This window comes from Bordetella petrii (assembly GCF_000067205.1).
GTDB classification, from domain to species: Bacteria; Pseudomonadota; Gammaproteobacteria; order Burkholderiales; family Burkholderiaceae_B; genus Bordetella_A; species Bordetella_A petrii.
In genome coordinates this window covers 1,311,162-1,323,427 of record NC_010170.1, presented here as the reverse complement: position 1 = coordinate 1,323,427, position 12,266 = coordinate 1,311,162, and the positions used below count along the sequence as shown (strand labels likewise).

Annotated in this window: 9 protein-coding genes; 7 read left to right on the top strand and 2 right to left on the bottom strand. The window is 61.3% G+C overall.

From position 1 onward, the window contains the following. Positions 1–60: 60 nt before the first annotated feature. From BPET_RS06360 to BPET_RS06345, 4 genes are all read left to right on the top strand, one after another. The gene (locus tag BPET_RS06360; protein WP_012248248.1) at positions 61–1,587 is read left to right on the top strand and encodes an alanine/glycine:cation symporter family protein; all 1,527 of its coding nucleotides are present in this window, start codon (positions 61–63) and stop codon (positions 1,585–1,587) included. Next, positions 1,584–3,164 (top strand): aldehyde dehydrogenase (NADP(+)), encoded by a 1,581-nt coding sequence (locus tag BPET_RS06355; RefSeq protein ID WP_012248247.1) that lies wholly within the window; start codon positions 1,584–1,586, stop codon positions 3,162–3,164. The genes BPET_RS06360 and BPET_RS06355 overlap by 4 nt, the downstream gene beginning before the upstream one ends. Positions 3,165–3,188: 24 nt before the next feature. Beyond that, complete coding sequence (locus BPET_RS06350) at positions 3,189–4,337, top strand: tripartite tricarboxylate transporter substrate binding protein (RefSeq protein ID WP_231852662.1); 1,149 nt, start codon at positions 3,189–3,191, stop codon at positions 4,335–4,337. A 157-nt stretch (positions 4,338–4,494) separates the two neighbouring features. Continuing rightward, positions 4,495–5,433, top strand: coding sequence for a LysR substrate-binding domain-containing protein (locus BPET_RS06345; RefSeq protein WP_012248245.1), 939 nt, complete (start codon positions 4,495–4,497; stop codon positions 5,431–5,433). Here the strand turns inward: BPET_RS06345 and BPET_RS06340 are convergent. Next, positions 5,430–6,398, bottom strand: coding sequence for a Bug family tripartite tricarboxylate transporter substrate binding protein (locus BPET_RS06340; protein WP_012248244.1), 969 nt, complete (start codon positions 6,396–6,398; stop codon positions 5,430–5,432). The genes BPET_RS06345 and BPET_RS06340 overlap by 4 nt on opposite strands. A 278-nt stretch (positions 6,399–6,676) precedes the next feature. Here BPET_RS06340 and BPET_RS06335 point away from each other — a divergent pair, with 278 nt between their 5' ends. Beyond that, entirely contained in the window at positions 6,677–8,503 is a 1,827-nt protein-coding gene (locus BPET_RS06335; RefSeq protein ID WP_012248243.1) for a CocE/NonD family hydrolase, read from the top strand. 25 nt (positions 8,504–8,528) lie between these two features. Here the strand turns inward: BPET_RS06335 and BPET_RS06330 are convergent, their stop codons facing one another. Next, positions 8,529–10,364, bottom strand: a complete 1,836-nt coding sequence (locus tag BPET_RS06330; RefSeq protein WP_012248242.1) for a gamma-glutamyltransferase family protein — start codon at positions 10,362–10,364, stop codon at positions 8,529–8,531. A 121-nt stretch (positions 10,365–10,485) separates the two neighbouring features. Here BPET_RS06330 and BPET_RS06325 point away from each other — a divergent pair, with 121 nt between their 5' ends. Together BPET_RS06325 and BPET_RS06320 are read left to right on the top strand one after the other, a co-directional pair. Continuing rightward, positions 10,486–11,451 (top strand): LysR family transcriptional regulator, encoded by a 966-nt coding sequence (locus tag BPET_RS06325; RefSeq protein WP_151208942.1) that lies wholly within the window; start codon positions 10,486–10,488, stop codon positions 11,449–11,451. A gap of 155 nt (positions 11,452–11,606) precedes the next feature. After that, positions 11,607–12,206, top strand: coding sequence for a GAF domain-containing protein (locus BPET_RS06320; RefSeq protein WP_012248240.1), 600 nt, complete (start codon positions 11,607–11,609; stop codon positions 12,204–12,206). Positions 12,207–12,266: the final 60 nt, after the last annotated feature.

Sequence of the window (12,266 nt, the reverse complement as noted above, 5' to 3'; positions counted from 1 at the left end):
GCCCCGCTTGGCGGCGCCACGACGGCGCCGCCAAGCCGAGCAGGGAAGACGAGACACTCGATGGAAATACTCACGCGCATCAATGACTATCTCTGGACCCCGCTGGTGGCCTTCGTGCTTGGCTTCGGGCTTTACCTAAGCATCAAGACCCGTTTTGTGCAACTGCGTTTGCTCGGCGACATGCTGCGTTTAACGCTACATCGCAAGAGCGGCGACGACGGCCTGTCCTCATTCCAGGCACTGGCCCTCACACTTTCCAGCCGCGTGGGTGTGGGCAGCATAGCGGGTGTCGCAACGGCCATCTCCGCGGGCGGCCCGGGCTCGCTATTTTGGATGGCGGTCATGGCTCTGCTTGGTGCGGCCGCGGCGTTTCTCGAATCTACGCTGGCACAGATCTACAAGTCGCGTGTGGACGGCGTCTACGCCGGCGGCATCCCGTACTACATCGAACGGGGACTTGGCCTGCGGTGGCTGGCGTGCCTGGCCGCATTCGTGGCGATAGCCATGTATGCCGTCTTTGCCCCCGGTGTGCAATCGAACAACATCACCCTGAGCCTGCAGGCTTCGTTCGGCCTGTCGCCATGGACCACCGGTCTGGCAGCCGTGGCGCTGTTGGCGTTCATCATCTTCGGCCGCCGCGCCAAACTGATCCGGTTCGTCGAGTATGTGGTCCCGTTCATGGCGATCGGCTATCTGCTGGCGATGCTGGCCGTCGTTTTTTTTCATTTCGACCAGATCGTGCCGGCCGCCAAATTGGTATTTGCCAGCGCCTTTGGCACCCACGCGATCTATGGTGCCATTGTCGGATCGGCTGTGTCGTGGGGCGTGCGCCGCGCGCTGTTTGCCACGGTCGCAGGCGTGGGCGAAGGCACCTATGGTGCGGCGGCCGCCGATGTCACCCACCCGGTCAAGCAAGGGTTGGTACAGTGCTTTTCGATCTACCTGACCATCCTCGTGTGCCTTGCCACGGGCATCATGGTGGTGATTACAGGCTCCTACAACGTTGCAGCACCTGACGGGGGCTTTCTGGCCGAAAACCTGGTCGGTGTAACCGCTGGTCCAGCGTATGCGCAAGCGGCTGTGGACTCGGTCTTCGCCGGAATGGGCGCTCCCTTCGTGGCAGTATCGATCGGGCTTTTCGCTTTTACCACGCTGGTCTCGTTCTACTACATTGCAGAGACAAATCTGGCCTATTTGCTTGGGGGCCATCGGCGCTCCGCCGCTTTCGTGCTCAAGGTACTGCTTTGCGGCACAACGCTATTTGGCGCGATCGAACACACAGACCTGATTTGGGCCTTTGGCGACATTGGATACGCCAGTCTGGCCTGGGTAAATATGATCAGTCTGGTTTTACTCACCAGACCCGCCCTGGCCGCGCTAAGAGACTACGAAGCGCAACGCAGAACCGGTCAGGACCCCTCCTTCGACCCGTCGCCATTGGGCATCGGCAACACGCTTTGCTGGCCCAAGGCAGGCCTGGCAGGCGCTCAAACCACTCCGAGCAGCAGTTTGAACATACGGAGTACCGCCTTGCATGGCACGCGCTCGACCGCACCCCACCCCGTGGCACAAAGGAAATCACTATGACTCTCTCCGGAAAAATGCTCATCGGCGCCTCCTCGGTCCTCGGGCAGGAAGGCAGCCAACGCGCCTTCAATCCCACATCCAATGCCGAGATCGATCACCCTGTCTTCGGACAAGGAGGCCGCGCTGAGGTCGAACAAGCGGCCACTTTGGCCTCGCAGGCGTTCGATGTATACCGCAGCCGGCCCTTGGCCGAGCGCGCGGCTTTCCTCGAGACGATTGCTCAGAATATCCTGAATCTGGGCGATGAGTTGATCGAACGCGCGCACGGCGAAACTGGCCTGCCCATTGCGCGGCTGCAGGGCGAACGCGGCCGCACGGTCGGGCAGTTGCATCTGTTTGCCAAGGTAGTTCGAGACGGCCACTTCCTGGCCGCCACGATCGACCCGGCCCAGCCGGGACGCGAGCCGCTGCCGCGTCCTGACCTGCGCCTGGCGAAAGTTCCGCTGGGCCCGGTCGCCGTCTTCGGCGCCAGCAATTTCCCACTGGCGTTCTCGGTCGCCGGCGGCGATACGGCATCGGCGCTGGCGGCCGGTGCTCCGGTCATCGTCAAGGCCCACGGCGCGCACCTGGGAACGTCCGAGCTGGTGGGACGCGCCATTCAGAAAGCGGTCCAGACGCACGGCCTGCCCGAGGGCGTGTTCTCGCTGTTGATCGGCGCCGGCCGCAAGATAGGCGAAGCGCTGGTCGCTCACCCGGCAATCAAGGCGGTGGGATTTACCGGCTCGCGCCAAGGGGGCCTGGCGCTGGTCAAGACCGCCAATGCCCGTCCCGAACCCATCCCTGTCTACGCTGAAATGAGTAGCATCAACCCGGTTTTCCTGTTTCCTGCCGCGCTGGCCAACCGCGGCCAGGCGCTGGGTAAAGCCTTTGTCGAGTCACTCACCCTCGGCGCTGGTCAATTCTGCACCAATCCTGGGCTGGTATTGGCCATCGACGGGCCGGATCTGCAGTCCTTCATCGATGCCGCAAGCGCCGCTCTGGCGCAAAAGAGCGCGCAGACCATGCTCACCCCTGGAATCCACGAGGCCTACTTGGCAGGGCTGGCCGCAACCGAGGCCGTCGAAGGCGTGCACAAAGTCGCTCAAGGTCAGGCGCCGGATGGCTCGCCGAATGCCGCGCAGCCCGCACTGTACGTGACTGATGCCCATCGCTTGCTGAACAGTGCACAACTCGAAGTGGAGATGTTCGGCCCGGCATCGGTCGTCGTACACGCACAGGATGTCGAAGAATTGCTGGCCGTGGCCGAGCACCTGGAAGGTCAATTGACTGCCACGCTGCAGATCGACGAAGCGGATTACGCATTGGCCGCGCGCCTGATTCCTACGCTCGAGCGCAAGGCCGGCCGGATTCTGGCCAACGGTTTTCCCACGGGAGTCGAAGTCTCCCATGCCATGGTTCACGGCGGCCCCTTCCCCTCGACCTCCAATGCGATGTTCACTTCCGTGGGCGCCACGGCGATTGAGCGTTTCCTGCGTCCCGTTTGCTACCAGGACTTGCCTGACGCACTGCGTCCCGAGGCGCTTAAAGAAAGCAATCCATTGCATTTGCATCGTTTGATCGACGGCGCGTACGCCTGATCCGTAGCCAAAGGGTGCGGCGCCATGCAACGCAGCACCCTTTCGCACGGCATTGCTGGCCAGGCGAGCCCGGTCAAGTACGCCGAAACAACAAACTCACTCCGCCCCGATCTCTTGCAGCAACAGGAACTCCAAAGGTTTTGCCGGACCGGCACCGCGGCAGAACCAGCATTATCGGTGCCCCCCCAAGTGGAAGCTCCATCAATCATGAAAAACCTGCGCTCTATATTGTGTTTCCTGTGGTTGGCCCCGCTCATCAGCGCGGCCGCACCCACCGCGGCGACGCCGCCCTATCCCACCAAACCGGTCGAACTGGTCGTGGCCTATCAGCCCGGTGGCGGCAGCGACAACACCGCGCGAGCCGTGGCCGACATTGCGCGCCAGCACTTTCCCCAATCGATTTACGTGACCAACAAACCCGGCGCCAGCGGCTCGATCGGTTGGTCCTATGTGATCGCCGGAAAGGCCGACGGCTACAAACTGTTGCTGATGAATCCCGAGATGCTCGTGGTCCCTTTGATGGGCATCGGCAAAGCGACGATCGAGGATTTCCAGCCCGTTGCTCGGTTTACCGACGATGCATCTGCCATCACTGTTCGGGCCGATGCGCCGTGGAAGACGATCGAGGAGTTCATGGCCCATGCCAAGGCCAACCCCGAGTCGGTTACTGTGAGCAACGCAGGAACAGGCACTATCCCCCACATGGCCGCCGCAGCTTTGGCCGACAGTATCGGCACGACGTTCACCCACGTGCCTTATCAAGGCTCCTCGCCCGCCATCTTGGGTCTGCTCGCCGGTGACGTCAACGCCACCACGGTCGCGTATGCCGAACTGAAGCAACATGTCGAAAGCGGCAAGTTGCGCACGCTCGCTGTCATGGCAAACGAACGTCTGCAGGGATTGGCCGATATTCCGACCTTCAAAGAGCGCGGCCACGATCTGCAATTTAGTGTATGGCGTGGAATCGGCTTGCCCAAGGGCGCTCCCAAAGAGGCGTTGGACATTTGGCGTGAGGTCGCTCGAAAGGTCTACGAAACGCCAACGTTCCAGAAATCAGTCGTCTCGCAGAACCTGACGCTGTCATGGGCCGATACCCCAGAATTCGCTGCCGATATCGCTCGGCAAAATGAGACGTTCAAGCAACTGGTCCCCAAGCTGGGACTACGCCCATAACGCTGTCGCTGGACAGCCACACGGCGACCGACAACCTCTGGCGCGCTGCCCCTGCGTGCCAGAGGCCACGCGCCGTTGCCATTTACGGGCCAGACAAAACTACGGACGCTACAGCCTAAACCAGCACCACTCCATAAAGAGCAAGGATGAGCCTGCCATGGATCTACGCCAGTTGCGCTATTTCACGCGCATTGTAGAAGTCGGCAGCATCAGTGCGGCGGCGGACGTGCTCTATACGGCCCAGCCGTCGTTGAGCAAGCACGTTGCCAACCTGGAAGCCGAATTGGGCATCCAACTACTGGTGCGCAACGCCTCGGGCACCCAACCCACGCCCACAGGACAAATTCTTTACCGGCATGCCAAGATCATGCTCAGGCAGTTGGAAGAAACCCGAGCCGCACTGAACCACGGGCGCGATGTGCCGTCAGGCTGTGTGAGCGTGGGCCTGCCTACCAGTACGGCACGCATATTCGCCATGCCCCTGCTGGCCCGCGTGCGCGAACAGTTCCCCGAGGTGACCATTGCCTTTGTCGATGGATCGACTTTCGATCTGGGCCAGGCGGTTATCTCCCAGCAACTAGATATGGCGATCACAACCGAGCTGTATGCTCACTCCAACATCCAAGTGATTCCGCTGTTCGAAGAAGAATTGTTCCTGTTCGGTCAACAGGGCTTGATGCCAGATGCTAGTCCGGCCAGCCTTGATGAGCTGGCGACGTTGCCATTCATCCTACCGAAGTTTCCGAACTCCGTTCGCTCCTTGCTGACCAAACTGATGGCCTCGGCCAATAAGGAGTTGCGCTTAGTAGCCGAGTCCAGCGCTGCAGATATCATGTTGGCTGCCGCCCGGCAGGGCTTGGCCCATACCGTACTGCCCTGGTGCGCACTGGCAGGTGGTCCTGACATACCGGCCAAGTTGAGCGTGCGTTCCATCACCGGTGCCGGGCTGCAGCGGCAGGTCATGCTCTGTGTGTCCAATGCATCTCAGAACAGTTTGGCCGGCACGGTGGTACGCCAAATCATCCTCGAGCTTATTTACACCCTGGTCAATGAACGCCAATGGCACGGCGTTCGTCTGACCCTGCCAGCAAGTTAATTAACCTGAATCTGCGCTCGCCGAATAAAGTCACCCCATACCTTGGCGTCAGTTTCGGCACGCTGCCTCATCCGCTCTGCACTGCCACTCATGGGTACGAGGTAGGCGCCATCGAGCCGCTTCTTGATTTCCGGGTCGGCCAACGCCTGCTGTGTCGCGTCGTTAAGCACCTTGACAACTTGCGGGTCGAGTCCAGCCGGCCCCACGAGAGCGAACCAGCCGTCCATCGCTGCTGCCTTTGAGCCGGTCTCGGCCAGGGTCGGCACATCGGGCAGTTCTTTGATGCGTTCGGGTGCCAGCACAACCAGCGGCACGACGTTGCCACCTAACACTTGAGGCAGGGCCGTACCGACTACGCTGGACATCAGGTCGATCTGTCCGGCGATGACCGCGTTCAAGGCCGGGCCGGTGCCGTTAAACGGGACGTGCATCAACTCGAACCCTTCGGTCTGAGCGATCATCTCCGTTGACAGGTGAGTGGAGTTGCCCGCGCCACCGCTGGCATAGGTATAACGTGCGGGCTTAGCTTTGGCCTTCTGGACCAGATCCTTAAATGAGGTGATACCGCTTTGCTTGCTTGCAACCAGGAGAAATCCGTTACTCGTCACGGGCGAGATATAGCTGAAGTCCCGCGCCGGATCGTAGGGAAGCTTCTCATACAGAGAAGGATTGAAAGCGATCTGGGATACGCCGGCCATCAGGATGGTGTAGCCGTCGGCAGGAGCCTTGGCCACGAATGCGGCGGCGATGTTGCCGTTGGCGCCTGGCCGATTCTCGACCACCACGGGCTGCTTCAGCGCCTGCCCCATTTTTTCCGATATCAACCGGGCGACGAGATCGCTACCCGAGCCCGGCGACTGCGGAAGAATCATACGAATCGGGTGATTGGGATAGTCGGTCTGTGCGGCCGCTGGCGTCATGGCTATAGCCGTACACAGTGTCGCGATAACTGCAAATGCACGCATGGAAGCGCTCCCCTTGTTGTGCCGACGCAGCTAATAGTGCTCGCCGGCCCTAGTTTGTGGTGGACTTATGCTAGGCGAGGCGTTCTCACATGGAAAATACTTCGTGACGATACGGTCCATAGTAAAAAAGCATAGGCTCGATCGCGTATCAATCCGCAGGCCAGAAGGTGGGGCGGACACATGCTGAAAATGCATACCCTGTATCGCAAAGTCGTCTTGGCTGCATCGTGGGCAGCACGCCTACTATTCCATACTCATCCAGCCAACATCGAACCGCCATGTCTGACAGTGATATTCAGGGAAACGCTTGGACCGTCCCGCCGAGCAGCTACTTTTCCGCACGCACGCGGCCATACAGCGTGCCGGCGACACCACGTTCGTTTTATGTCCCAATGCGTGACGGCTGCCGCATCGCGATGGACCTGTACCTGCCGCAGGCGGTGGCCAACACTCCCGCTGCGGGACCCTTTCCGACGGTCGTGATCTTCACCCCCTACAACCGCCGGTTCAAATTGATGCGCGACGGCATCGAACCCACCCCCAATGCGGCGCGCTATCGGGACGCGTTCGTGCCGGCGGGCTACGCCGTGCTCGTGGTCGACGTGCGAGGGACTGGCGCCAGCTTCGGAGTACGAGACGCCTTGCGCTCGCCCAACGAAACGGCCGATTTCGCCGAAATTGCCGACTGGATTTCGCGGCAGCCCTGGTCCAATGGTGCGGTCGGGTCGACCGGCATTTCCTACCTGGGCGCGGCAGCCTGCTTCCTGGCCGGTTCCGGCCATCCGGCCGTCAAGGCGATCGCGCCCTTGTTCGCAGTTTCCGATATCTACAGCGAGCAGCTCTATATCGGCGGGCTGCTGTCTACCGTCTGGGTATCGGACTATGACGACATGATGGTCGCGCTGGACCAGGACGATCGGGAACTGATTCAGAAGTTCGGCTACTTCAACAACCCCGGGTACGCGGGCCCGCAGCCTGTCGATGAGGATCCGGACGGCACGCTGCTGGCGCAAGCCATCGCCGAGCACCGAAACAACTTCAAGATGGCCGAACTGGCGCCCCAGTTCCTGTTTCGCGACGAATCGACATTGCATGACCCGAACCTGAACACCAGCGCCTGCAGTCCTTTTCACTACTACGCCGGCATTCGTCCCGAGGTGGCCGTTTACTCCATCTCGGGGTGGTATGACGGCGGCGGCTACGCCAATGGCGCGATCGCGCGCTTCCTGACGCTGCAAAACAAACACAATCGGCTGCTGCTCGGCCCCTGGGACCACGGCGCCCGCACCAACGTCTCGCCTTGGCGTGACAAGCCCGCTTCGGACTTTCCGCTGATGGCCGAGGTGCTACGCTTTTTCGACCAGCACCTGATGGGCATCGACGCCGACTTGCAAGCAGAAGCGCCCGTACATTACTACAGCGTGCACGCCAATACCTGGCACGCTGCCGGGCAATGGCCCGTGGCGCAGGCGAGCCACCTGCATCTGACGGCCGAGGGCGAGCTCGATCGCCAGGCGCCGACCCGGCCAGCCACCCTGCAGGCGCGAACGCGCTTTGACTGGAGCAGCGGCGCCTCCACACGCTATGAACGCCTGGGCGGCTACAATATCGAGAACTATTATCACGACTGGCAGCAGCGCGAATCGGAACTGTTGAGTTTCGACACTCCTGTGCTGACCGAGCCGCTGTCGATCTGTGGCAGCGTGCTTGCCACGCTGAACCTGAGTGCATCGGAAGGAGACGCAGCGGTTTTCCTGTTCCTATCCGAGGTGCAAAGCGATGGCCAAGTACGGTACATGACCGAGGGCATGCTACGCCTGTCGCATCGCCAGACGTCGCAGCCTCCAGCGAACTACAAGATCGACCAACCGTTTCGCACCTTCAGTCGTGCCGATGCGCGTCCGCTCACAGTGGACAAGCCGGAAACGGTAGAAGTCAGTCTCTTTCCCGTTGGCTGGACTTTGCCTGAGGGCAGCCGCCTGCGCCTTTCAATTTCCGGCGCCGATCAGGGGCACTTTCCCCAAGTCCCGCCCGGTCGGCCACCCGTCCTAGCGCTGCATCTAGGACAATCCACCAGCGCCTTGACACTGCCTGTGGTGAACTGATATCGCGCTAGGGGGGCGCTTCCTCCTAGCGCCCGACTGCATAGCCTTGCATCCCCCGCGGATTTGCTGCAGCACGCAGCAGGCGTGCTCCTCCCCGCGCCATCTCTTGCGTACACACGCTGATCCGCCCCTCGGACCATGCGCCCCCCACTTGCACGTCATGGCCAGCTACGCGCAACTGCTCGAGGATCTCGGCGGGAAAGCGCGACTCGATGATCAAACGATTCAGTTTCAGGGTACGCGGCCAGAACGAACCGGGGAAATGGTCAATATGCCATGAGGGGCAATCGATCGCCTCCTGCAGATTCATCCCTCGCATGTGGCGCAACAAAAATGTGGTCGCCCATTGGTCCTGCTGGTCGCCCCCAGGCGTACCGAAGACCATGTAGGGCTCGCCGTCGCGCAATACCAAGCCGGGCGAGAGCGTGGTGCTTGGGCGCTTGCCCGGTGTCAACACCCCGGGCACGCCCTCGTCCAGCCAGGTCATCTGCAGTCGGGTGCTGATCGAGAAGCCCAGACCGGGAATCACGGGACTGGAAGAAAGCCAGCCGCCCGATGGCGTCGCCGCCACCATGTTGCCCCAACGGTCGATGACGTCGATATGGCACGTATCCCCCACAAAAATCTCCTGTTCGAGCCATTGGTCGACGGGAGGCAGTTGGGCGAACGTCGGCTCGCCCACGCCATAGCGCGTGTCGGCTGCGCCGAGGGTGCGCTCGCCCACCGACAGATCGGGCAAGACGGGCGACAGGCCGCGCGGCGATCCGGGACGCAGAACCCGGCTTGCCGTCGAGGCAAGCAGCTTGATGCGTTCGGCGGCATAGCCGGGGCTGAGCAAGGCATCGAGCGGGACGTCGACGAATGCGGGATCCGCGTACCAAGCCAGCCGGTCAGCGAACGCCAGTTTGGCCACTTCGGCCACCGTATGCACGAAGTCGAACGACAGGGGGTCGCAAGTATCGATGGGTAATTGCGCGAGCATCGACAGTTGCTGCAGCATGACCGGCCCCTGCGACCAGACCCCGCATTTGAGCACGGAATACCGTCCGTGATCGTGTTGCATCGGCGCCTCGTAGGCCGGCTGCCATTGCTCGAGGTCGGATTTGCGAAGCAAGCCGGTGTTGCGCTCGCCTGTCGTATCGCGCACTGCCTCATTGCGAAAGAACGCGTCGATCTCGTCGGCAACGAATCCCCGGTACCAAGCATCCAGCGCCGCATCGATGCGCCCGACCCGATCCGAGGCATGTTGGTGCGCCTCGTCGATGAGACGCCGATACGTAGCGGCGATCGCGGGCGTGCGCAATAGTTCATCGGGTTTGGGCACCTTGCCGTCCGGGAGCCACACCGCGTGCGAACTGGTCCACTCGTTGCGAAACAGCGGGGCGACAGCGAGGATGGCTGCCGACAAGCGAGGCACGGCGGGAAAACCGTGCTGCGCGTAGTCGATCGCCGGACGCAGCACGTCTGCCAGTTCCAACGTCCCATAGTCACGCAGCAGGGTGAGCCAAGCGCCGAATGCACCCGGCACAACCGCGGGCAGCGAGCCGATGCCGGGCACTTGTTCCAGGCCCCTGTCGCGGAAGTACTGTGCGCTGGCCAGCGCCGGCGCGGTGCCTTGACCGCACAGGGAACGGGCACGGCGCTCCTGCTCGCTCCAGAACAGGATCGGCACCTCGCCGCCAGGGCCATTCAGATGAGGCTCAACGATCTGCAGGACAAAGCCGCCCGCCACCGCCGCATCAAAGGCATTGCCGCCCTTCTCCAGGACCCCCATCGCAACCTGTGAGCCGAGCCAATGGGTACTGGAGACTACACCCATCGTGCCCTTGATCTCTGGACGGGTGGTAAACGATTCGGCCATGACGGGTCCCATTGATGTTGAAAGGATTGCGTGACCCACATCATAGGCCCCCTATAAACCCCGATTGCCTGATCTTCCAATGGAGGTATAAGCTGCCACTAATAACGGCGGATACGATCCCGTGAATACCTCTTCTTTGCATCTGGTCCGGCGCATGAAAATGCGCCACCTCACCGTTCTAGTGGCCATTGCCGAGCATGGGTCGGTGACGCGCGCGGCCGACGACTTAGGCGTCTCTCAGTCGGCGCTGACCCAGACACTGGCCGAGATCGAGTCGATATTTGGCTCGCCCCTGTTCTCGCGTACGTCGCGCGGAGTCTTGCCGACAGAACTGGGCAACATGGCCCTGATCCGGGCGAAACGCATGCTGCAAGACATCGACCTTTGGGAAAGAGACGTTACCGCCATGCAGGCTGGCCATCGTGCGCATTTGAATCTCGGTGCGGTGCCACACGTCTCGGGCCACCTTTTGACGCGAACGGTCCGCATGCTCGTCCAAGACCATGGAATGAGCCTGACATTGCACCGCGGCAACACTCGCCATCTCCTACGATTGCTGCGTGAACGACGGGTCGATTGCACCATTTGCAGGGTCCCCGCCGACGAAGACATGTGCGGGCTGAGTCATCGGCTACTTTACGAGCAGCGGCCTGCCTTGGTCGCCAATCGCTCGCTGGCACGGCACTTAAAGCAACGTGTATTGACCCTCGGGGATCTGCGACAAGCCAGATGGATATTGCCCTTGCCGGACACACCGACGCGCCAGCGTGTTAACGAAGCGTTCCGCCGACAGGGGCTCGCGCCGCCCGTGCCAGTTTTGGAGACGGATTCGGCCGAGGTCGTGCTGGATATGTTGGCCACCGACGACGCGCTAGTCTCCCTGGTGCCCGAGGATCTGGCCGTTGAGATGAACGCGACGGGCGCAGTATTGCGCCTCGCTATGGCTTTTGACTGGGCACTGCCGGCCATCCACCTCATCTCAGCCCAGCGCGAGACCCCACTCGCCGCTGAAGCACATCTCGCGGCGACGCTGACCGCCCTACGTCAACAGGACATGCAATCAGCGCAGGCCTCACCGGAGGCCTAGCTGGGCCCACAGACGGCCCGCGAGAACCAAGTGGGACACGTCGTACCGCGATGGCAATAAGCAATCGCTTATCGCTGCATCAGGAAATCGCTACGTCGATCTGGCTAACGGTTTCTACCATTTAGGCTCCTATCATTTCTCTGGAGTCGTCACCGATGCAAATGGACCGAGTGGGCGGTTCGCGCTCCCGAACACGGAATGTTGACGAAGGCGCTGTCCTCAACGCTCAACAAGCCGATTACTTGATCTCGAGGCTGTCTCATGCGGGCGATTTTGCTTCGTTCATGGGGCGTTTGGATCAGGTCCGTGAAGATCGCCTCGGGCCAGGCCAGTTGACAGTCAACGCGAACACGACTTCGCACCGCGTCAAACCACCGTACATGCTGCAACGCTTATGGTCGTCCTTGCCGGCGCACGACCCGGTGGGCGGCGAAAAGCAAAAGGACGATACAGCCTGGACGCGCCAGGTTCTACAAGATGGAGAGCTTTTCATCGGCAACGGCGATCAGGCAATCGCCGACGCCTTCAGCGACCACGCAATGATCCAGGGCCGCGGCCTGCACGCCATTGTCAACATCCCCGTCTGTCAGCAAAAGCGCTGCATCGCGACCTTGAACGTTCTGACGGCACGCCAGCGCTGGGCCGATGAGGAGATCCAGTTCATCCGGCTCTTGGCTTTGCTGGCTCACGGCTGGATCGTTCGCGAGTGCAGCCAATTGCCCTCGACTCAAAATGTTGGCCATTCGGGCACCTAATGCAACGTTCGTAGCATTCTGCACCGCAACCATAGATTTTCACACACATCTACTACAAGG